Below are 22,650 nucleotides of genomic sequence, written 5' to 3' on the forward strand. Positions count from 1 at the left end.
TCGAGTTCGCCGGCCCCTGACGCAAAACCTGTTCGCTTTACTGAGTCTGTGGAGGAGCGACCAGGCAGGTGATGAAGAGCTGCACCGGTAATACGCAGAAACCAAGGTAAACCCTGGTTTACGTTGAAGTCCGCCAGCTGCGGCTGGGCCGTCAGCACGAGACCGGCGGATGGACGCCTGCCGCTGGCGTGTTCGCCGTGCCCTTAAGTAAAGCGCTGCTGAAGCTTCTTCGCCGTGCGGTCGGGGTTTAGACAGAAGATGCTCATAAGGCCCACAGTCACCAGGTAAAAACCAATGTAGTCGAAAGAAGCGTTCATCCCTTCGGCCAGCCGGACGGTCATTTCCAAGGTCTGTGGCGCGCCTTTGACCACTTGCACGTAACCTGCCCGCTCCATCAACAGACCGACCATGACCGGCGCCACGATGCCCCCTAGAGACGCAATGGCAGTCAGGGTCGCCATGACTGCGCCACGTTGTTTGGAGGCAACGCAAAAGGCCACCGCAGTCGGGGCGAGGGGAAAGGTCATGGCCAGTCCCGCGGCGATAACCAGCAAGGTGACCGCGGCGTATCCCTCCAGGTGCGGAAGAATCAGGAAGCAGACCCCGGACAGTAGCAGGACGAAACCGAACGAGGCGCCCAATGACAAGTAAACCGAGATGCCGCGCCGCATCATTACGCGAGACGCATAACCCAATACACCCAGAGTCAGTGCGCCGAACAACCACGGAAAGGTAGACACCAGCCCCACCATTTCGGGTGAAAGCGACACTACCGCACTCAAGTAACGAGGCGACCAGGTTGTCAAGAAGCCCTGCGCCCAAAAGCAACCTGCACCGGCGAGCGTCGCGATGATGAACATACTGGAGGAAAACACCCGAAAAATGGGGACGTGTTTAAGAGTGTCCGATTTTTCGGCAATGCTGGCTCGATCCTTGGGAGGGGACTGATGTTCCGCCCGCTCTGCGCGGTGAGCGTCCTCCTGATGCTTGTCCTTGATATGGCTGTAGGGGCCTTCTTTGGCGACCACCAGCCATAATGCTGACCAAATCAAGCCGACGAGCCCGAGAAAACCAAATGCCCAGCGCCAACCCCACTGCGGGTGGGCAATGATATAGGCAAGGATTGGAGCTGCAACAATCGGCCCCAAAGTAGAGCCTATGGCCACCAGGGTGCTAGGCAAACCGCGCTCCCTGGCTGGGAACCAACCGTGTACATGGTGCAGGGTAATCGGCGTCGCGGGCCCTTCCGCAGCACCGAGCACTATTCGGGTTACAAGCAATACTGCAGCGCCTCCGCCAAGCAGCATCGGAAACTGCAAGACCGACCAAAACACCCCCATGGTCAACAGAATCCATCGGGTCGGCACCTTAGCCGCAAGAAAGCCTACCCATACTGCGCTAACGGCAAAAAGAAAGAAAAAAGCACTGCCGATAAAACCGAACTCACTCGCGGACAAACCGAGTTCACGCATGGCAGGTTCGGCAACCAATCCCAAAACGGCCTTATCGGCAAAGTTGATCATCTGAAAGATCACTAGCATGCCGGTGATCATCCAGGCGCGGCGATTCATCTGCCCCGTGGCGACCGCGGCACGCAGTGTGTGAGGCGGATAAGTGGTTTGAGTTAACTCTGTCATGCGCACACCCCCACGTTTTCAGACGTGTGCGAAACTTCGCTCAAGGATGCGGCGTTGATAGTGCTACCTACGCGAAAGCTGTCGTTATCCTCTGCTGCAAAAACCTTACCGCTGAAGTCACGACGGGCGGCCTGGAGCATTTTTTCGATGTCAGCCGCGCCCGGCACATTGGGCACGATATGATGCAGAATCAATTGACTGACACCAGCCGCTTGGGCCACCTTTCCGACCTGCTCGTATGAAGTGTGAGACTCCTCAAGGTGTACGGCGATCCCTTCGCGGGTCGGCCCTTCTGGAAAAGTGTCCAGGATCGCATCCAGATCGATGACCTCATGCAGAAGCATGTCGGCACCTTTGGCCAGGCGGATACAATTTTCCGAGTAAGTCGTGTCACCGGAAATCACTACCGATCCGTACTTACTGTCAATGCGGAAGCCAAAGGCTGGATAGCATAAGCGATGGTCCACCAGAATGGCCGAAACAACGACTTGCTCGTCTCGATAAACCACAAAAGGATCCATGACTGGATGACGGGCCAGCACGGGATCAGCCTTGGCTTCGGCCGGCACTTCAATGTCGTGGCCATATACCCACTGATTGGGGTTGGAGCGCCCTTCGTCGGCCATGCGAATGGCTACGTCAGACGCAAAAACCTTGTTGATCAACGCATCCACAATATCAGCAGTACCGACCATCGGGTGATCTCCACCACAGCAACCGGGCACGACAGGATGATCGCTGTGAGTATGCAGGGCGGGTACACGCGGCGGTTTAGCGGGCCCGTAGACGTGAATCGGTTGACTAAAAGACTCTCCCGGTACTTGCCAGCCGGTAAGCAAATACGAGCCCAAGTCATATATATGATCCGAATGGTGATGGGTTATGAAAATCGCTCTTAATTGATCCCAAGTACAATGAGACCGGTAGTTACGAATACTGCCCATGCCACAATCAAAAACGTATGAACACCCATCAACCACAACCGCAGTAGAGATACCTGCACGACTAGCGGAAACCACTGGCCCACCACCAGTGCCGAGCGTGTGAACAGTCATTCCGGAATGATTTGCCTGGCTCATCTGACTACCTTTTTGTTCTCATTAATAAGAAAAGCTGGTTACTGCCAGATCAAATCTAATCCAGGGACTCATTTATCACTATGCGGTTTTCTCTTGGTTTGTATTCATTTTTGCTTGCGACTTTATGAGACAGGTTGCCTCAAATTCCATGTACAGCAGTGCCTGACTGCATTCCTGTCGTTGGCGACCACAGCCACCGTCCCTGGACGGCTGAGCCTGTAGATCATTCGAAGTTCGGCGCTGTACCTGGCTTAGCAAACACGATGTTACGCAGAGCTGACAGTCTTACCACTTCTTCGGGGCTGGACTGATTATGCAATTCATCGAAGAGGCTGGACAGGTCGTTACCCGGACTAACCCAAAACAGTCCACGAGCAGGTTTATCCGAATCGATGCGATACGCATGAGTCGAACCACGCGGCCAACAAACATAATCGCCAGGCTTGGCCGTCATCCACTCACCATCTTTGTACAGCGAATACTCACCTTCCAGAACAAATACGTGTTCATCCTGTATCGGATGAGTATGTGGCGGTATAAAGCTGCCGGGAGGATCGTAGGTCAACCAAGCAAAACTACTCTGCTCATCTCCGCCGAGAATCGGCCAATAAGAAGTACCCAGCACATTCCAAACTTTACGGCCAATCATGGACTTTATTTCGTCAACACCGAAAGGTAGTGGCACGTTTCGGTCTGAGTGCATTATCCCTGACTCCATATTTTTCACCTCATTGAAGAAAAATTGATACACCTTGACCCTTGCCAGGCAATCAGAGTTCTTACTGATAGCTGCTCTTGCGACAAGCACTCCGATGCCGTTTTGAATCACGACAGACCTTAGCCAACTCTCCTCAGCTCTTGCTATGCAGATACTTGATTAACATTGTGCTTTTTTTAATTAGGCAGCTACCAAGAAGTGAATACGGATTACAAAAATATGCCCTAGCCACGAAAAAAAATCCGTTCAGAATGCCAAGACAGGCGGTCTTCGACTGCACAACACGACTCACTGGCGTCCGAATAGAAGGTTTTTTGCCATGTTGCATCAACCCGATGAAAAATCCCTTAAAGCCAGATTCCGCAAGGCTTTCGCACTTGCCGATGGATGCGAGCCCGATCCTCGCTTCACGCTAGCCAATGAACGGACCTTCCTTGCCTGGATCCGTACGGCCCTTGCGCTTCTGGCCAGCGGAATTGCACTGGATGCACTCCCGCTGGATCTACTGGCCGGGCGCGTGCAAACGCTGCTGTCATCTGCACTCACTGGCATGGCGCTGCTAGTTAGCGTTAACGCAACCCTGCGCTGGCTCAATGTGGAGCGCGCCCTTCGTCGCCGCCAATCGCTTCCTTACCCAATCCTGGCACCAATGCTGGGTTTATTCGGCCTGATAGTTTCCACCATACTGTTATTGCCTTGAGGTCACCTGCGTGTCGAGCTCAGTCTCCCCTCCCCTACATGACGATCAAGGCCTACAGCCCGAACGTACTGCGCTGACCTGGGAGCGCACAGTACTCTCTACTCTGATACTTGGATGCACAGTATTTCGTCATCCCCTGGCCCGCGACATTCCCATGATGACGCTAATGCTCACGGCCCTGTGTATCGGCTCTATCTACTCACTCTTAATCATCGACGGCTATCGCAAGTCAGCGCAGCACATACGTGAAAAAAGCTCAGCGCCACGACTGGGCGAGGTGCTGGTTTTGGGGCTGGGCGTTGCAATGCTCAGTAGTGCAGCATTGTGGGGCACCTGACCGGTCGCAGTAGGAATGGCAGTTACCTGCCACTCGTCGACCAGATCAGCCAGCAGCGCCTTAAGGCGGGTCCGGGAGCCATGCCGCCTCCGCCCAGGAACAGGGTCAGCTCAATCAGATTCAGCAGCAGCTCGACACGATCGAACACCTTCCAACGCGTGCCCTCGATTAACGGGTGAGCCTGAGAGCCGGGCGCTGGCTGAGCAGGCCCCACCTTTCCCTACAGCCCCTCAGTAAGCTCAGGACTCGACGCGGGATAGAGTTCGTCGAGCACCTGCATCAGCGCCCGCTTGCGCGGGTTTTCCAGGCCGGTCCAGGCCACGCCGATGCCGGCTCCGCTCATGGCCAGGGTCAGTGGTCGGGTCACGACGCCGATTGGCAGCGCCGATGCAGCACCGCTTGGCAAGATGCCGACGCCCAGGCCGGCAGCCACCAACGCCAACTGGGTGGTGAACTCGCCCATTTCCCGGGCAATCGTCAGGGTGATCTTGCGCCGGTGAAAACCCGCCAGCATCTGGTCATACAAACCGGGAGCGAATTTGCGCGCCAGCACCAGCATCGGACACCCGGCCAGATCCTGAGGTTTTATACGACGCTGGGTGCACAGCGGGTGGTCTTGCGGCAGCGCCACCACCAGCGATTCCTCGAAGAGCATGCGCGTGTGCACGCCAGACACATTCAAGGGCAGGCGGACCAAGCCAAAATCCAGGGCATTGTCGAGCAAGGCCCGGGCCTGCGGCAGCGAAGGCATGTCCTTGAGCTCCAGCTCGATACGCGGGTAGCGCTCCTCCAGCGTACGCACGAGCACCGGCAACAAGTGCGACAAGGTTGAAGACACGAAGGCCAGGCGCAACACCCCGACCTCGCCGGCCGCGGCCTGCTGCAACACCTCACGGGCGCGCCCGGCCTGACGCAGGGTCGCCAGGGCCTCGGGCAGAAACAGCGCCCCCTCCTCGGTCAACTCGACCCGGTGCCGGTCACGCTCGAACAACTGCGCCCCGACATCTTCCTCCAGGGCACGTATTTGCGCACTCAAGGCCGGCTGGACAATGTGCAGGCGCCGCCGCACGACCAAAGTGCAGCTCTTCGGCCAAGGCCGCAAAAGCCCGCAGATGCTTGAGTTCCACTGATCCTCCCGACTCGCTGCAGCCTGCTTGATGATCAAGAGCGGTGATCACGGCATCACCATAAACGATTGGCATGCCAGGGCGGTAGCGGTTGAAAGTGGCGTCATTGCCCCATTCACAAATCCAACACAGGGAGACACACATGATCGACAACTTTCGCCTGAACCGGCGTCGGGCGCTGATCACCGGCTCAGTGCGCGGCATTGGCCTGGCCCTGGCACGTGGGCTGGCACAAGCTGGAGCTCAGGTGGTGCTCAATGGCCGCGATGCCGAACGTGCCCAAGGCGCCTGCGCGCTGTTACGCGATGAAGGCCTGGACGCCGAATACTCGGTGTTCGACGTGACCGACCACCAGGCCGTCGCGACGGCCGTCGATGCGCTGGAAAACCGCCTGGGTCCGATAGACATTCTGATCAACAACGCCGGGTTGCAGCATCGTCAGGCGCTTCAGGACGTCAGTGCCGAAGACTGGCACCGGCTGATGAGCACCAACCTCGACGGCGTATTCAATGTGTCCAGGGCGGTGGCCCGACACATGATCGCTCGCCGGCGCGGCAAGATCATCAACATCGGCTCGGTGCAAAGCGAGCTGGCCCGCGCCTCTATCGCGCCCTACGCCGCCAGCAAGGGCGCCGTGCGCATGCTCACCCGGGGCATGTGTGCCGACTGGGCCGGCCATGGCCTGCAGATCAACGCCCTGGCCCCCGGCTATTTCCAGACCGAGCTGAACCAGGCGCTGGTCGACGACCCGGCGTTCTCCGACTGGCTGGTGCAACGCACCCCTGCCGGGCGCTGGGGCCATGTCGAGGAACTGTGCGGCGCGGCAGTTTTCCTCGCCTCGTCAGCATCCGACTTCGTTAACGGCCAGACCCTGTTCGTCGATGGTGGGTTGACCAGTGTCGTCTAACTCTCACACCAAGGACTCCAACATGCCTCAATCCCTGCCAACCCTCTGCGGCTCGATCATGGGTTCGCCGTTTTCGCTCTCGGCCAAGATCCGGTGGGGCGGCAGCGTCGAGGTGTAAGCCCCCCAACTACCTGGCAATAACAAGATGCCGTAAAGGCACCTGGAGGTACCACGATGACTCACGATCATTCTCCATCCGACATCGCTTCGATCCCCGACACGCAAGAGCGCAAGAAAGACTTGCACCGTGCAGCCTGGGCCTGTACATGCGCATGTCGCTCAAGGAATCGCCGACCTTCATCCGCCTCAAGGCGCTCAAGCGCGTATGCGTCAACCCGCTAAAAAGTGCGATGGAACACTCCAGGCCCACCTTGCTGATCGGCATTGGCCTGCGCCTGGGGGAAAACGGTGGTTCATCGATCTACCAGGCCCTGGCGGTGAGCTACATCGTTGGCGTGGTGGGACTGCAAGGGCCGGTGGACGAACCTCGTGATGCCTGGGAAATAGCCAGCGCCGCAACGGCGATGCCTGTCCAAGCCAGAACCAGCACACACACGCCAAATTCTACTTCAACGAATCACGCCAGCCGGCGAGGACGCAAGATGATAGAGGCATGGCGGCAGCTTAAACCTGGATCAGAACGCTAGCCTGCTGCGAATCAATAATCGGGATCAACCCCGAGCCCTGTTGATGTGCGAGCCAGGCCCGAGTCAGCTTCACGTCGAATCGCCAGCCGTGGGTTTCCATCCATACAAGCGCTGTATGGGTAATTCGATAATGTCCGCACTTCGCGCATGCTCTTTCCTGGTAATCATCACCCACATCGATGTCTGAAGCAGGCTCATCGCAAATCAGGCATTCCATAATCTACCTCCATTGGCTGAACCCCTGACTATAGACGATTCCCATCCCTCCACCGCCGGGCATGACCCGGCGAATATTTCATCAGGTAGAGGCAAGCGGGCGTCGCAGCTGCGCGCGCGACGAATGGCAAGGGCTACTGCGGACATCTGATCCAGCTGCAGGCAACCGTTGGGCACCCATTCTCATCTGAATTGCCCCCATGGCTTAAAATGACTGATTCTCATTTCAGATGAAAAAATCATGAAACACCTCCTATTTTATGCCTTCCTGGCTGCTTGCCTCATTGTGTTCACTGGATGCCTCTGACATGAGAGCCAACGCCCGGTCACTCTGTCTATTTGGCTCAGGCCAAATGAGGCGCCGCGGCTAAGGCACAATTCTGATCGCGGTAGGACTGGCAGGTAATGTCATTCCTACCGCGACCAGACATGCCTGTACTGCAGATGCAGATGCAGATGCAGATGATCGGTGTTCTCCAGTTTCCGATCACCAAATCCAGCAGTCGTCAGTTGCGGATGCTCATCCACGAATCACACCCATTAGTTACGAAGGCTCTCCTCGTTGCAATGCCCTCGCAGTGACGCCTGTGCTGGCATTGGAAAATCAGATCCAGTGATCCTGAAGCCCTGCCCCCCCAAAACAGGTGGTGTCTTTCCATAGCCGTGGCAGCCAACAATCGGTGACTGCCGGTTTGGCCCTTTCATCATGACGACAAGGTATGGGCTATGACCTGTACGAAACCAAAGGGCCGTTGTAAGACATCAAAACAGGAGAACTCAATGGTGACGGATAAGAATGACGCTTGCTCGCTGATGGCGCACCACTGGGTAACGCTGTCGAAAGGGCTGGTGCTGTGCGGCGCATTCTGGATGATGCCGGCCGCGGCCATGGCAACGACGGTTGAAACGGACAGTTACTCCATCGAGTCGAACAAGGCGGTGCACAGCCTGATGCTGGATGTCGTTCACGCCGGTGACCGGCTGGTGGCCGTGGGCGATCGCGGCCATATCCTGTATTCCGATGACCAGGGCCAGACCTGGGCCCAGGCAAAAGTACCGACCCAGCAAATGCTCACGGCGGTGTTCTTCGTCGATGACAAGCAGGGTTGGGCTGTGGGGCATGATGCCCAGATCCTGGCCACGACCGACGGCGGCACCACCTGGAGCAGACAATTCCAAGACCTCACGCGCGAGGCTCCGCTGCTCGACCTCTGGTTCAAGGACGCCAACACCGGTTTTGCCGTGGGCGCCTATGGCCAGCTCCTCACCACCACCGACGGCGGCCAGCACTGGAGCGACGCCAGCGCGCGTATCGATAACCAGGACCAGTATCACTTCAACGCCATCGGTGCGGTGAAGGATGCCGGCCTGTTCATTGTCGGCGAGCAGGGCAGCCTGTTCCGCTCCGCCGACTGGGGCCAGACCTGGGAGCGCGTGCAGGGCCCCTATGAAGGTTCACTGTTCGGCATCACCGGTACGGGACAGGCCCGCACACTGCTGGTCTATGGCCTGCGTGGCAACCTGTTCCGCTCCACGGACTTTGGTGACAGCTGGGAAAAAATCCCGCTGCAGGGCGCTCGTGGCGCACTGGAGTTCGGCCTCTCCGGCGCAGGCCTGCTCGACGACGGCACCCTGGTGTTGGTCGGCAACGGAGGCTGCGTATTGCGCAGCGATGACGCCGGCAAGCGCTTCAGCGTGTTCAATCGGCCCGACCGCATTTCCCTTTCCGCCGTCACCGGCGGTCCCAATGGCGAGCTGATCCTGGTCGGCCAGGGAGGCATACGCACAAGTGCCGCGACCGGCGCTGATCTGGGCCAACAGGTGGCGCAACAATGACCAGCCGAGAGAAGTTTTCGATGACGCGACACGACCAGGAGAAGGCCAATTTCCTTGAGCGGCTGATCTTCAACAACCGGCCGGCAGTGATCCTCCTCTGCCTGTTGGTCAGCGCCTTCCTGTTCTACCAGGCCACGCTGATCCGCCCCTCCACCAGCTTCGAGAAGATGATCCCGCTCAAGCACCCCTTCATCGAAAAGATGATGGAGCACCGCAGCGACCTGGCGAACCTGGGCAACAGCGTGCGCATCTCGGTCGAAGCGGTGAACGGTGATATTTTCAGCAAGGACTACATCGAGACCCTGCGCCAGATCAACGACGAAGTTTTTTACATCCAAGGCGTCGACCGTTCGGGCATGAAGTCGTTATGGAGCCCCAGCGTGCGCTGGACCGAAGTCACCGAGGACGGCTTCGCCGGTGGCGAGGTGATCCCGCAGAACTACGATGGCTCGGCTGACAGCCTGGAACAGTTGCGCAACAACGTGCTCAAGTCCGGGCAGGTCGGGCGTCTGGTGTCCAACGATTTCAAGTCGAGCATCGTCGAGATTCCGCTGCTGGAGTCTTACCCAGACCCTGATGATCAGAGCACGCTGCTCTCGCTGGACTACCAGAAGTTTTCCCACGACCTGGAAGAAAAGATCCGCGACAAGTTCCAGACGCAGAACCCCAACGTCAAAGTCCACATCGTCGGCTTCGCCAAAAAGGTCGGTGATCTGATCGACGGGTTGAACATGGTGCTGACGTTCTTCGGCGTCGCGTTTGTCATTACCCTGGTGCTGTTGTACGGGTTCACTCACTGTATCCGCAGCACCATCGCCGTGTTGAGTACCACCCTGGTCGCGGTGGTCTGGCAGTTGGGCCTGATGCATGCCGTAGGCTTTGGCCTGGACCCGTACTCGATGCTGGTGCCGTTCCTGATCTTCGCCATCGGCATCTCCCACGGCGTGCAGAAAATCAACGGCATCGCCTTGCAGTCCAGTAATACCGACAGCGCCCTGACGGCGGCGCGGCGCACCTTCCGACAACTGTTCCTGCCGGGCATGATCGCCATCCTCGCCGACGCCGTGGGGTTTATCACCCTGCTGATCATCGACATCGGGGTCATCCGCGAACTGGCCATCGGCGCCTCCATCGGCGTGGCCGTGATCGTGTTCACCAACCTGATCCTCCTGCCGGTGGCGATTTCCTACGTCGGCATCAGCCAGCGCGCTATCGAACTCAGCAAGCGGGACGCCGTGCGCGAACATCCGTTCTGGCGTTTGCTATCGAACTTTGCCAGCGCGAAAGTGGCACCGGTATCCATCGTCCTGGCCTTGCTGGCCCTGGGGGGCGGCCTCTGGTATGGGCAACACCTGAAAATCGGCGACCTCGACCAGGGCGCCCCGGAACTGCGCCCCGACTCGCGCTACAACCAGGACAACCAGTTCATCATCAATAATTACTCGACCAGTTCGGACGTGCTGGTCGTCATGGTCAAGACCCGGGGCGAAGGCTGCTCGACCTACGCGACCATGGACCCGATCGACAAGCTGATGTGGAAGATGAACAACGTCGAGGGCGTGCAATCCGCGGTTTCCCTGGTGACTCTGTCCAAGCAGATGATCAAGGGCATGAACGAGGGCAACCTGAAATGGGAAGCCCTGTCGCGCAACCCCGATGTACTGAACAGCTCCATTGCCCGTGCCGAAGGCCTGTACAACGCCGACTGCTCGCTGGCGCCAGTGCTGATCTATCTCAACGACCACAAGGCCGAGACCCTGGACCGCGCCGTGGCGGCGGTGAAGGACTTCGCCACGGAACACCACAAGGACGGTCTCGAATTCCTGCTGGCGGCCGGCAACGCTGGCATCGAAGCGGCCACCAACGAAGTGATCAAGACCAGCGAGCTGACCATCCTGATCCTGGTGTACCTGTGCGTGGCAGTCATGTGCCTGATCACCTTCCGCTCGTTCGCTGCCACCTTGTGCATCGTGCTGCCGCTGGTGCTGACTTCGGTGCTGGGCAATGCGCTGATGGCGTTCATGGGCATCGGCGTCAAGGTCGCGACCTTGCCGGTGGTGGCCCTGGGCGTGGGGATCGGCGTGGACTACGGGATCTACATCTATAGCCGTCTGGAAAGCTTCCTGCGTGCCGGCCTGCCGTTGCAGGAAGCCTATTACCAGACGCTGAAATCCACCGGTAAAGCCGTATTGTTCACCGGCCTGTGCCTGGCCATTGGCGTGTGCACCTGGATCTTCTCGGCCATCAAGTTCCAGGCCGACATGGGCCTGATGCTGACCTTCATGCTGCTGTGGAACATGTTCGGCGCGCTGTGGCTGCTGCCGGCGCTGGCGCGGTTCCTGATCAAGCCTGAACAGATGGCGGGGCAACCGAGCAAGTCGTTGTTCGCCCATTAACCGACTGGCGCACGAGTAGCGTTTTTAAGTACGGGATGTGGTTACCACACTCTTTGTCAGTGAACCCTTGTAGACGCCAACCGGCGTCTACTGGCAGGCGCATGCCAAACCATAATAAAAAGAGGCAATACAATGAGCACAAGTAATACAAAAGTGAGCGCAAAGGTTTTATTCGACTCCCTGGTACTGGTCGCCTGGATCGTCGGGGTGGCCGTGATCGGATTGATGCTGGGCTTCAAGGAGCTTTGGCCGCCATTCTTCTGCGCCATTTTGTTTACGGTCTGCCAGAAGGACGCCAAGCAGATACCAAAAATCATCGCCGGGGGCGTTACGGGTGTATGGCTGGCCTATGGGATTGTATGGACCATCGGCGCACTCACCCCCTGGCTCGGGCACTTGACGGCGACAGGTGTTGTGTTGCTCTGTGGCTTGTACCTGATTTTTTGTGGGGGCATGCTGGTGCCGCTGTTCATCAACCTGAACGCCTTCGTTTTCCTGGCTGTAGCGCTGTCGGTGCATGTGACAGAGCCACCGGTCGAGTCCTCCCTCTTGCTTGTGGTCGGGGGCGGGATATTGTTGGCCGGTGAGGTCGTGCTGTTGAAGTTACTGGCCCGCCGCACCTCCAAGGTGCCGGTCGCCGGGGTCGACTCTGCTGCATGACCGATTCAGCGCAGGATCAATCTGCGATTCGCAAATCGGGCCTGCGATAGGCCCAGTGCGGTGTGAGGTAACCCACGACACCTGAGACGCCGAGAGCACATCTCGTAACGCCACAGGTGTCGTTCAGCACGCGTGCCCGTTTCAGCGCAATGCGCTCAGCGCCACAGCGCCGCCAAGTCATTGTCGGCCAGTGCCGCCATGACCTGCTCAGTGTGCGCGCCACGAGTAGGAACAGCACCCGGGGTCACCACCTGGCCATCGAAACGCGGCGCGGGGTTGGCCTGCAACAGACCATCACGCTCGAAGTACACGCCCCGCTCGACCATATGACGATGCTGCGACGCCTCACGCGGGCTCAACACCGGCGCAAAGCAGACATCGGTGCCTTCGAGCAGTTGGCACCAGTGCTCGCGCGGATGGCTGGCGAAAATTTCGGCAAACAACCCGCGCAGTTCTTCCCAGCGGCTCATGTCCCACTGCCTGGCGAAACGCGGGTCATTGTGCAAGCCCAACTTGTCCAGCAGCAGCGCGTAGAACTGCGGCTCCATTGAACCCAGGGCGATGTAGTGGTCGTCGGCGCAGCGATAGGTGCCATAGAAATGCGAGCCATCGTGCACGCTCTTTCCGCGCTGCTCCTGGAGCAAACCCTTGCGCGAAAGGTTCAACATCAACTGCATCATGTGCGCCGAGCCGTCGACGATGGCGGCATCGACCACTGTGCCCTTACCGGTTTGCCGTGCGTTGAGGACCCCCGCCAGCAAGCCGACTGCCAGGTACAGCGCACCACCACCGATGTCGCCGATCAAGGTAATCGGTGACGAGGGGGCTTCGCCGTCCGTACCGCAGTGGTACAGCGCACCGGACAAGGCGATGTAATTGTTATCATGGCCGGCCGCGTTGGCCATCGGGCCGTGTTGCCCCCAGCCGGTCATGCGCCCGTAGACCAGGCGTGGATTGCGGGCCTGACACGCTTGCGGGCCGAGGCCCAAACGCTCCATGACCCCGGGGCGCATGCCTTCGATGAGGATGTCGGCACTTTCGATCAGGCTCAGCACCACCTCCCGACCTTCAGGGGTTTTCAGGTCAGCCACAACCGAGCGTTTGCCACGGTTGAGCGGGTTGATCACGGCATTTTTTTCGCCGGTAACCGACGTCGACTCGCCGCGCTCCACAGCGATGACATCGGCCCCCAGATCGGCCAGGTGCATGGCACAAAAGGGGCCTGGGCCGATGCTGCAAATTTCTACAATCTTGATTCCGGACAGCATTGTTTTTCCCTCATTGGTCATGACTCGAACAAGGGTTCACGCTAACAGAGGAAGCACCCCGAATCCCGCCCCCCGCCAAGGGGGGCTACCGGCGTCAAGAGCCCGGCTCTACTCTGCCCTTCACACCTGTGAAATAACAATAAAAGGAAGAAATCATGTTTGCGTTACGCACACACTGGGTGCTGTTGGCAACGTGCATGGCCGCCCCGACATTGGCCTTCGCCCAGAGCATCTGAATCGAATACATTTCGGGCCGGTACGAGGCACACCCCAGGTGTGCCTCGGTTGGGATCAAGCGCGGCCGAACAGGGTCACGACGCAAGCACCGCCCAGCCCCAGGTTATGGGCCAGCGCAATGTTCGCGCCTTCCACCTGACGCTTGTCGGCGCTGCCACGCAGCTGGTGGGTCAGTTCATAGCACTGCGCCAGGCCGGTGGCACCCAGTGGGTGCCCCTTGGACAGCAGGCCGCCGGACGGGTTGGTCACCACCTGGCCACCGTAGGTGTTGTCGCCGTCGAGCACGAACCGCTCGCCGCCACCCACATCGCACAGGCCCAGGGACTCGTAGGTCAGCAGTTCGTTGTGGGCGAAGCAGTCGTGCATCTCGGCGACACGGATGTCCAGCGGATCGACCCCGGCTTTCTCGTAGACTTCCTTGGCGGCACGTTGCGCCATGTCGAAACCCACCACCTCGATCATCGAGCGCGACTCGAAGCAGACCGGTTTGTCGGTGGTCATGGACTGGGCCAGGATCACCACGTCAGTGCGCAGGTTGTGCTTCCTGGCAAAGGCTTCGGAGCAGATGATCGCGGCAGCGGCGCCGCAGGTCGGCGGGCAGGCCATCAGGCGGGTCATCACGCCCGGCCAGATCACCTGGTCGTTCATCACGTCTTCGGTAGTGACCACCTTGCGAAACAGCGCCAGTGGGTTGTTGACGGCGTGCCGGCTGGCCTTGGCGCGGATCGCGGCAAAAGTGCTCATCTGGGTACCATACTTGTGCATGTGCTCGCGGCCGGCGCCACCGAACATTCTCAGGGCGCCGGGCATGTCGGCGACATCCAAGGTCAGCTCATCGATAACGCCTTGGGTCTTGATCGTGGTGGCACGTGGCCGATCATCCCATATGCTCTTGAGGGCGCCTGGCTGCATCTGTTCGAAACCGAAGGCCAGGGCACATTCCACCGCCCCGCTCTCAACAGCCTGGCGGGCCAGGAACAGAGCACTGGAACCGGTGGCGCAATTGTTGTTGACGTTGATCACCGGGATACCGCTCAGGCCCACCTGGTAGAGCGCGGCCTGGCCGCTGGTGGAGTCACCGTAGACGTAGCCGGCGTAAGCCTGCTGGATCAGATTGAAATCAAGGCCGGCATCCTGCAGCGCCAGGCGAATGGCTTCAGAGCCCATCTCGACGTAGTTACCACTGGTGCCAGGCTTGACGAACGGGATCATGCCGACGCCGACGACGTAAGGTTTCTGCGACATTACTTTTCTCCAGATTCAGTGAACGGAACAGTTGCACAAGAGGTAGCCGTTCGCCCTCCCATGAGGACGAACAGCGATTGCTCGGATGGCTTAGCGAATACCGGCGTTGCGCAGTGCTGCCGGGGTGAAATCATTCATGGTGGGCTGGTAGGCGTAGTCGGCGCCGCGCTTGTTCTCGTTCCCCAGGTTCGAGACCAGATAACGTCCGGCCAGCAAGTCATAGATGCCCATCGCGGCGTACACGGAGACGCCCTGCCGGTAATCGTTGACCAGGTAACCTTCGCTCACACGCCACAGCGCACCGCGACCGTCGTATTGGTCGATTTCCACGGCAGCCCAGGTGTCCTCGTCGAAGTACATGCGACGCTTGGCGTAGATGTGGCGCTGACCTGGCTTGAGGGTGCCCTCCACTTCCCATACCCGGTGCAGTTCATAGCGGGTCAGGTCCTGGTTGATATGGCCCGGCTTGATGATGTCCGCGTACTTCAACTTCGGCGATTGCAGCAGGTAGTTGTTGTAGGGCACGTAGACTTCTTTCTTGCCGATCAGCTTCCAGTCATAACGGTCCGGCGCGCCGTTGTACATGTCGGCGTTATCGGCCACGCGCATGCCGTCGGACGCTGTGCCCGGACCGTCATAGGCCACTTGCGGCGCACGGCGCACGCGGCGCTGCCCGGCGTTGTAGGCCCAGGCCATGCGCGGCTCCTTGACCTGATCGAGGGTCTCATGGATCAGCAGCACGCTACCGGCCATGCGCGCCGGCGCCGTCACGGTCTGCTTGGTGTAGAACAGGATATTGGCGCTGTCCTCGGGCTTGATGTCGTTCATTTTCCATGGCAGCCCCGTGGAAAATTCGATCTGCACGGGGGTGTAGTCACCGTTGACCTGAGGCGTGGCCTGGATTTGACGCTGGATGAAGTTGTTGCCCCGGGAACGGGTCAGATGGTTCCACACCACTTCCAGGCCCGTCTTGGGGATCGGGAAAGCGTAATAGCGCGACTGCTCGAAGTTTTTCAGGGCGTAGCCGTCATTGGTCGACTCGGTCGTCACTGCGCTTTTCTTCACCGCATCGTAGACCGCTTGCGGCGCCGATGCGGTGCGCTGTGTCTTGTACACCGGAATCCTGTAGGTGTCGGGATAGCGCTGGAACATGGCCTGCTGCCCGGCAGTCAGCTTGTCCTTGTACTGCGCGACGTTGGCGGCAGTGATCACGAACTGCGGTTTTTCGCCTTCGAAGGGGTTGCCGATGAACTCATCGATCACCGGTGCGGCGTCGGGTTTGAGCCCGCCGGTCCAGGCTGGAATGCTGCCATCGGCATTGCCGGCCTTTTCACCGCCCAGCGGCGTCAGGGTGGTGCCCAGTTGCGCCGCCTCCTGCGGGGAAACGGCCGCCATGACGCTGGAGGCGATGAGGGTGAGGGACAACGAACTGGCTTTGATCAGAGTGCTGAATTGCATTTTTATTATCTCCGTCTCACAGGTGTCAGAAGTTCACGCCGAAGCTGAGGGCGACGTAGTCGCGATCTGTATTGGAATTCCACTTACCGCCGAAATAATCGGTGTAACTGAGGCTTGCGGTGTAGGTGTTCAGGTAGTCGGCATCTAGCCCGAGGCTGACAGCCTTGTCGCCTTCCTGGAAGTTAGGCCCTATCCCATTGACGTCATGGGACCAGGCCAGGTTTGGCGAAAGGTTGATGCCGGCAAACACATTGGAGTACTCGAGCTTGCCGCGCAGGCGGTAGCCCCAGGAGTCGGTGGTATAGAAGCCATGGCTGTTGCACTCCTGCTGCGGGTTGCCCGGGGCAGTGACACCCGGCTGCCCCGGCACGGGCTGGTTAGCACCGACGCAGACGGCCTGGTTGACCAGTTGGCCGGAACCAAACGCGGTGCTGCGACCAAAACGCAAGTCGCTGCCGTCGCTGGAGCCCAGGCCGTTGATGCGGTTGTAGCCCACCTCACCTACCACGGTCAGGCGCTCGGAGCCCATGATCTGGTCGAAGAAGCGCGTGGCTGACATTTGCGCCTGCAGCACCGGCATGCGCTTGTAGCCCTCGATGTCGGCACCGGCGCTATTGCTCGCGTTGCCACTCTGGAACAATGGCGATGCCACATTGCCGAGTGCCGCCAGGTTGATATCGACACCATTGAGCTGCAACGGCATGTTCGGCCGGAAGCTGACTTCACCGCCCAGGGACGTGCCAGCCACGTTGGTGGCAAAGCTCAGGCCATAGAGGCGAATGTCTTCGGGGTAGACCACGTTGTAACTGGCACTGCGAATGGCCGCGACCGGGTTGGCGGTGTTGGTGGCGCGGGTGAAGGCCAGGTTCGGGTTGCGGCTGTGGTAGTTCAGCGCATAGGCACCGAATTCGGTGTCGTTCATTTGCGCTACGAACCAGCGCAAGGCCACGCCGAACTGGCCGCTGTCCTTGGCGTCCTTGGTCCTGGTGCGCGGGAGGTAGGCATCGTCGGTCGCACCCGGCGCACCGGTGTTGTTCGCCACGCCCGGGGCCAGGTCCAGGCCTGCCAGCACCAGGCGGTCGTTACAGCCATCGGGCACTACGTCGTTGCCGAAGAAAGTGCCGCAGTTATCGACCACCGAGCTCTTCCATTCCAGCTGATAGAAGGCTTCGGCGGTAATGTTTTCGGAAAGCCCCTGGGACACGTAGAGCAGGTTGACCGGGATCAGGCCTTCCTTGACTTCGGCACCGGGACGGCGCAAGGCCGCCACGTCGATGGGGTTGATGCTGTTGATCGAGTTGCCGATGAAGGTGCTCTCGCCCCAGCTCACCACCTGACTGCCCAGGCGCACGTTGCCCGGCCGCTCGCCGAGGGTGTAGTTGTGGTAGACGAAGCTGTCGAGGAACATTGCCCCGGACGACTTGGCGGCACGCTGGCGACCGTGATCGTCGATGTCGTAGAACGGCCGGCTTTCGTCCATCAGCTCGAAGTCGTACCAGTACTTGCCACGCACAAAGGCGCCGCTTTCGCCGTATTTCAGCTCCAGGTCGTGCACACCCTTGAAGATCTTCGAGAAGGTTTCACCCTTTTTGAAGTTCAGGCGGTTGTCGTCGTTGGTACGGGCCGAGGCATTGCCCCTGACCCCTTGCGAGTTGAAGTTGGAGATGAAATCCGGATCCGGTGCACGTACCGCCCAACTGGCGCCCACCGACAACGCGGAATCGAAATTCCCTTCGATTTCGCCAATGCTGAAACCCTTGGCAAAGGCCTGTGGGTTGACCACGACCGCGACCGCCAAGGCCAGCAGCTGTGGATAACAAGCTCCACGCATTCTTGTAATTCTCATGCGTTTCTCCGATTGCATTGGCGCAAAGTTTGCCCGTCACACCCACCGGTGCGGCCCAGGTGCCCTGCGTCAAGAGTAAAAAGTGCAGCCGTAATGGCCACGCGGCAGTAACGGCTCAGGCAATACCGCGCTGATGCTTGTCCCAGAATGGCTTGCGCAGTTCGGTCTTGAGTACCTTGCCAACGCTGCTCAGCGGCAGCGCATCACGGAATTCGATACTGCGTGGCACCTTGTAGCCGGCGATGTATTCGCGGCAGTGGGCAATGATGTCCTCGCCGGAGGTGATGACACCCGGCTTGAGAATGATCACGGCGTGCACGGTCTCACCCCATTTATTGCAGGGAATGCCGATGACCGCGCTTTGCAGCACCGCAGGATGCTTGGCGATGGCCGTCTCGACTTCGGCGCTGTAGATGTTCTCGCCGCCGCTGACCACCATGTCCTTGAGGCGGTCGCAGATATAGACGAAGCCATCCTCGTCCATATAGCCACCGTCACCGGTGTGCATCCAGCCGCCACGCAAGGCTTCGGCGGTGGCCTCGGGTTTGTTCCAGTAACCGAGCATCACGTTCGGGCCGCGCACGATGATTTCGCCGACGGTCCCGCGCGGCACTTCATTGTCCTGGGCATCGACGATACGTACTTCCACGCAAATGCCTGGCAGGCCGGCGGAGTACATCTTGCCGTTGGCCTGGTACTCGGCACTGTGATGTTCGACCCCGAGTATGGTCGCTGCAGGCGACAGTTCGGTCATGCCATAGCCCTGGGTGAACCCGGCATTGGCGAATACCGCACGGGTACGGTCAAGCAGCACCGGTGTGATCGTGGAAGCGCCATAGACAATGCACTTCAATGAGCTGAGGTCCAGGTGTTGACCATGCTCTTCACGCCAGTCCAGCAGCATCTGGATCATGCTGGGGGCCAGGAGAATCTCGGTGACTTTTTCCTGGGCAATGGTCTCCAGCACACCCTGCGGCGTGAAGCTCTGCTGGACCACATGGGTGCCGCCGCTCATGAACAATGCCGTCATCGCAGCGAAGTCGGCCAGGTGAAACATCGGCATGGCATGCAGGAACGCCGCGTCGACGCCGCAGCGGTCATTGCACAAGGAATTGAATGCGGAGAAGGACACACCGTTGTGACTGAGCATGACGCCTTTGGGGTGGCCGGTGGTGCCGCCGGTGTAGAAAATACCCAGCAATGCGTCACCGCCACGGCGAGCATCTTCCACCGGTTGACTGTCGGCAATCAGTGTTTCGTAGTTGAGCATGCCTTCGGGGGTCTGGCCTTCACCGGCATAGATCACCACCCGCACGGTCTTGGCTTGCGCAAGGATCTTGGCGCCCAGGTCCTTGTGATGGTCGTCGACGATCAGGACCGAGGTTTGCGAATCATCCAGGGAGTAGATGATTTCGGCGGCGCTCCAGCGAAAGTTCACCGGGTTGAGTACCCCATCGGCCCACGGCACCGCCTGGTAGTACTCGATAAAGCGCAAGGAGTTGAACGAAAGCATCGCTACCCGATCGCCGCTGGCAACGCCGAGCGCTTGCAATGCACTGGCCAGGCGTGCAACCCGATCGCCGAATTGGGCATAGGTAATGCCTCGCCCCTGGAAACGGATCGCGGTGGCGTTGGGGCGTTGCTGTAGATGACGGTGTAGTCCTTGGGTGATGTACATGAACAACTCCAAATCGAATTTTTTATTATTGAACTTTGGAACTTTCACAGCCCGGGTACGGGCGTGGGCACCAGGGCGCCGTGATCCGTTTTGCGCCCAGCCCAGCGGTTACAGGGATCGCGCAACGACCTCGCGCTGGATCTCGTTGGAGCCGCCATAGATGCGCGCCACGCGGGCGTCGGCCCACATCCGGCCGATCGGGTACTCGTTCATGTAGCCGTAGCCACCGAACAGCTGCAGGCAGCGATCGAGTACTTCGCCCTGGCGCTCGGTGAGCCAGAACTTGCCCATCGATGCCAGCGTGGTATCGAGGGTGCCGTCGATCCAGCGCCCGATAATCAGGTCGACGAAGGTCCTGGCCGCCATGACGGTTGCCTTGACGTCGGCCAGCACGAAGCGGCTGTTCTGGAAGTCGATGACCGGCTTGCCGAAGGCCTTGCGGTCCTTGGTGTATTCCACGGTCAGGCGCAGCGCACGTTCCATCACGGCCACGGCGCCCACACCGATCTGTGCACGCTCGTACGGCAGTTGGCTCATCAGGGTGGAGAAACCCTTGCCTTCCACTTCACCGAGCAGGCAGTCGGCTGGTACTTCGACGTCATCGAAGAACATTTCCGAGGTGTCCTGGGCATGCATGCCGACCTTGCTCAGCAACTTGCCGCGCCGGAAGCCCGGGGTATCGGTGTCGACCATGAACAGCGAAACGCCCTTGGCGCCTTCGCCGGCATCGGTCTTGGCGACCACCAGCACCATGTCACAGGTCTGGCCGTTGCTGATGAAGGTCTTGGCACCGTTGATGACGTACTTGTCGCCCTTCTTCACCGCACGCGTGCGCACCGATTGCAGGTCGGAACCGGCACCGGGTTCGGTCATGGCGATGGCGCAAATGATTTCCCCGGAGCCGATTTTCGGCAGCCAATGTTTTTTCTGCGCGTGGGTACCCGATTCGAGAATGTAATGGGCCACGATATGGCTCAGGCCGATACCCAGGCCGCCACCGAAAGCGTTCATGGTCCGTACGACGCAGGCATAGTGGCCGATGCTGCCGCCGGCACCTCCATACTCTTGCGAGACATCGGGCAGGATCAGGCCCAGTTCGCCGGCCTTGAGCCAGGCTGAACGATCGGCGAAGTGCTGCTCGCGCCATTTCAGCTCATTTGGCTCCATGTATTCCTTGGCGAAGCGATGAACCATGTCGCTGAACTGCTCCAGGTCTTCGGTCATCCACGGCGAGCGGTAATTTTCCAGCATTGCAGCTACCTCAATTGTGCGAACCCGGTGCTGCGTGATCGGCAACGGGCGCAGAACATCGTCGACTGCCCGCAGTCTCGAACTGCGAGCAGACACACAGACAGGCCGTTAGAAGTTGGAGCCTGGGCCACCGCCGCAGTAGATGACTTGGCCGGAGCAGTAGTCCGACTCAGGCAGGCAGAACATCACCACCGCACCGGCAGCTTCCTGAGGCGTGCCTGGACGACCCAGCGCGATAGTGGCGCTGGCATTGTCCAGACGCGACTGCTGTACGCCGACCTTGATTTCACGACCTTCGATGTTGACGGTCTTGCTGTCTTCGCCGGCCAGGGCCTGGGTCAGGCGGGTCTCGACCAGGCCGAAGGCCACGGCGTTGACGTTGACTTTCAGGCGGCCCCACTCCTTGGCCAGGGTCTTGGTCAGGCCCAGCATGCCGGCCTTGGCCGAGGAATAGTTGCTCTGACCGACGTTGCCGCCGGCAGCGCCGGAGGAAATGTTGACCACCTTGCGCAGCACTTCGCGGCCTTCGGCGGCTTCTTTCTTGGCGGCGGCGCTGATCACCGGCTGGGCGGCGCGCAGGATGCGGAACGGCGCGGTCAGGTGGCAATCCATGATGGCGTACCACTGCTCGTCGCTCATCTTCTGGATCACGTTGTCCCAGGTGAAGCCGGCGTTGTTGATGATGATGTCGATGCCACCGTAATTCTTGACGGCTGTCTGCACCAGGCGGTCTGCGAAATCAGCCGCGGTCACGCTGCCGACGCAAGCGACGGCGTCACCGCCAGCGTTGCGAATTTCGGCAACCACTTCTTCAGCTGGCGCGGCGTCCAGGTCGTTGACCACGATTTTGGCGCCGTAAGCGGCCAGTTGCAGGGCGACTTCACGACCAATACCACGGCCAGAACCGGTGACCAGAGCTACTTTGCCTTCAAGCTTTTTCATTGATCTATTCCTGTGAATTTTTATTGTTCGGGGTAAGAGAATCAGGCCAGGGCAACGACGGCTTCGCCGGCCATCTTTTCTTCGCCGTATTGGTTGGCGCAGCGGATCACCAGGCGCACGCACTTCTCGCCGTTCTCTTCGAACTTCTCAGTGACGGTACCGGTGCAGCTAGGGATGTGGCCCAGTTGGGTAATGCCGGTGAAGCGGATCGACAGGCTGCGCACCTGCTTTTGCGGTACCCACCGGGTCAGCAAGCGGCCCAGGTAGGCGGCCGAGAGCATGCCGTGGGCAAACACGTCGGGCATGCGCGACTTGCGCGCGAAGTCGATGTCGACATGGATCGGGTTGTGATCGCCCGAAGCGCCGCAGTACAGGGCCAGGGTGGTACGGTTGATCGGTTGCAGCTTGAGCAGCGGCACTTGGTCGCCAACCTGGATATCGGAGTATTGAGCGGTATGCATCGAC

18 protein-coding genes and 3 pseudogenes are annotated in these 22,650 nt (G+C 59.5%); 7 read left to right on the forward strand and 14 right to left on the reverse strand.

Features of this window, described 5'->3' with window-relative positions; translation table 11 throughout:
- Positions 1-203 precede the first annotated feature (203 nt).
- The 4 genes and pseudogenes from F8N80_RS23380 to F8N80_RS23390 form a co-directional block, all read right to left on the reverse strand.
- Positions 204-1,637 carry an MFS transporter gene (locus tag F8N80_RS23380; RefSeq protein WP_150746291.1) on the reverse strand — a complete coding sequence of 478 codons (1,434 nt, stop codon included), beginning with the start codon at positions 1,635-1,637 and terminating at the stop codon, positions 204-206.
- Complete coding sequence (locus tag F8N80_RS23385; RefSeq protein ID WP_224790752.1) at positions 1,634-2,332, reverse strand: MBL fold metallo-hydrolase; 699 nt, start codon at positions 2,330-2,332, stop codon at positions 1,634-1,636. Before F8N80_RS23385 ends, F8N80_RS23380 begins: the two co-directional genes overlap by 4 nt.
- Positions 2,333-2,476: 144 nt before the next feature.
- Positions 2,477-2,716, reverse strand: a pseudogene (locus tag F8N80_RS32045) (MBL fold metallo-hydrolase); the annotation flags it as partial.
- Between the two features lie 223 nt (positions 2,717-2,939).
- The gene (locus tag F8N80_RS23390) at positions 2,940-3,545 is read right to left on the reverse strand and encodes a cupin domain-containing protein (protein WP_224790746.1); all 606 of its coding nucleotides are present in this window, start codon (positions 3,543-3,545) and stop codon (positions 2,940-2,942) included.
- A 208-nt stretch (positions 3,546-3,753) separates the two neighbouring features.
- Here F8N80_RS23390 and F8N80_RS23395 point away from each other — a divergent pair, with 208 nt between their 5' ends.
- On the forward strand, positions 3,754-4,134 hold the full coding sequence (locus tag F8N80_RS23395; RefSeq protein ID WP_150746292.1) for a YidH family protein: 381 nt from the start codon (positions 3,754-3,756) through the stop codon (positions 4,132-4,134).
- 10 nt (positions 4,135-4,144) lie between these two features.
- Positions 4,145-4,471 carry a DUF202 domain-containing protein gene (locus tag F8N80_RS23400; RefSeq protein ID WP_150746293.1) on the forward strand — a complete coding sequence of 109 codons (327 nt, stop codon included), beginning with the start codon at positions 4,145-4,147 and terminating at the stop codon, positions 4,469-4,471.
- A gap of 220 nt (positions 4,472-4,691) precedes the next feature.
- Here the strand turns inward: F8N80_RS23400 and F8N80_RS23410 are convergent.
- Positions 4,692-5,598 (reverse strand): annotated as a pseudogene (locus F8N80_RS23410) (LysR substrate-binding domain-containing protein).
- 142 nt (positions 5,599-5,740) lie between these two features.
- On the opposite strand from F8N80_RS23410, the gene F8N80_RS23415 reads away from it, so the two are divergent.
- Entirely contained in the window at positions 5,741-6,505 is a 765-nt protein-coding gene (locus F8N80_RS23415; protein WP_150746295.1) for an SDR family oxidoreductase, read from the forward strand.
- Between the two features lie 251 nt (positions 6,506-6,756).
- Positions 6,757-6,984, forward strand: a pseudogene (locus F8N80_RS23420) (MFS transporter); the annotation flags it as partial.
- A gap of 145 nt (positions 6,985-7,129) precedes the next feature.
- On the opposite strand, the gene F8N80_RS23425 reads toward F8N80_RS23420, so the two are convergent.
- Positions 7,130-7,369: a hypothetical protein gene (locus F8N80_RS23425; protein ID WP_150746296.1), complete on the reverse strand. Its 240-nt coding sequence runs from the start codon at positions 7,367-7,369 to the stop codon at positions 7,130-7,132.
- 779 nt (positions 7,370-8,148) lie between these two features.
- On the opposite strand from F8N80_RS23425, the gene F8N80_RS23430 reads away from it, so the two are divergent.
- The 3 genes from F8N80_RS23430 (at position 8,149) to F8N80_RS23440 (ending at position 12,260) form a co-directional block, all read left to right on the forward strand.
- Positions 8,149-9,204, forward strand: a complete 1,056-nt coding sequence (locus tag F8N80_RS23430) for a WD40/YVTN/BNR-like repeat-containing protein (protein ID WP_412071183.1) — start codon at positions 8,149-8,151, stop codon at positions 9,202-9,204.
- 20 nt (positions 9,205-9,224) lie between these two features.
- A complete protein-coding gene (locus F8N80_RS23435) occupies positions 9,225-11,600 on the forward strand; it encodes an efflux RND transporter permease subunit (protein WP_150746297.1) in 2,376 nt (791 codons plus the stop codon).
- 132 nt (positions 11,601-11,732) lie between these two features.
- Positions 11,733-12,260 carry a hypothetical protein gene (locus F8N80_RS23440; protein ID WP_150746298.1) on the forward strand — a complete coding sequence of 176 codons (528 nt, stop codon included), beginning with the start codon at positions 11,733-11,735 and terminating at the stop codon, positions 12,258-12,260.
- 155 nt (positions 12,261-12,415) lie between these two features.
- Here F8N80_RS23440 and F8N80_RS23445 read toward each other — a convergent pair whose 3' ends face one another.
- The 8 genes from F8N80_RS23445 to F8N80_RS23480 form a co-directional block, all read right to left on the reverse strand.
- Positions 12,416-13,528, reverse strand: a complete 1,113-nt coding sequence (locus F8N80_RS23445; protein WP_150746299.1) for a CaiB/BaiF CoA transferase family protein — start codon at positions 13,526-13,528, stop codon at positions 12,416-12,418.
- Between the two features lie 291 nt (positions 13,529-13,819).
- Complete coding sequence (locus tag F8N80_RS23450) at positions 13,820-15,010, reverse strand: lipid-transfer protein (protein ID WP_150746300.1); 1,191 nt, start codon at positions 15,008-15,010, stop codon at positions 13,820-13,822.
- 90 nt (positions 15,011-15,100) lie between these two features.
- The gene (locus F8N80_RS23455; RefSeq protein WP_150746301.1) at positions 15,101-16,468 is read right to left on the reverse strand and encodes a DUF1329 domain-containing protein; all 1,368 of its coding nucleotides are present in this window, start codon (positions 16,466-16,468) and stop codon (positions 15,101-15,103) included.
- 25 nt (positions 16,469-16,493) lie between these two features.
- A complete protein-coding gene (locus F8N80_RS23460; RefSeq protein WP_150784775.1) occupies positions 16,494-18,314 on the reverse strand; it encodes a DUF1302 domain-containing protein in 1,821 nt (606 codons plus the stop codon).
- A 115-nt stretch (positions 18,315-18,429) separates the two neighbouring features.
- Positions 18,430-19,992, reverse strand: a complete 1,563-nt coding sequence (locus F8N80_RS23465) for a long-chain-fatty-acid--CoA ligase (RefSeq protein WP_150784776.1) — start codon at positions 19,990-19,992, stop codon at positions 18,430-18,432.
- Positions 19,993-20,100: 108 nt separating this feature from the next.
- Entirely contained in the window at positions 20,101-21,243 is a 1,143-nt protein-coding gene (locus F8N80_RS23470) for an acyl-CoA dehydrogenase family protein (protein ID WP_150746304.1), read from the reverse strand.
- A gap of 108 nt (positions 21,244-21,351) precedes the next feature.
- Positions 21,352-22,185 (reverse strand): SDR family NAD(P)-dependent oxidoreductase, encoded by an 834-nt coding sequence (locus tag F8N80_RS23475; protein ID WP_150746305.1) that lies wholly within the window; start codon positions 22,183-22,185, stop codon positions 21,352-21,354.
- Positions 22,186-22,226: 41 nt separating this feature from the next.
- On the reverse strand, positions 22,227-22,646 hold the full coding sequence (locus tag F8N80_RS23480; protein WP_150784777.1) for a MaoC family dehydratase: 420 nt from the start codon (positions 22,644-22,646) through the stop codon (positions 22,227-22,229).
- Positions 22,647-22,650: the final 4 nt, after the last annotated feature.

The sequence above is a fragment of the Pseudomonas fluorescens genome, assembly GCF_902497995.1.
GTDB classification, from domain to species: Bacteria; Pseudomonadota; Gammaproteobacteria; order Pseudomonadales; family Pseudomonadaceae; genus Aquipseudomonas; species Aquipseudomonas fluorescens_BK.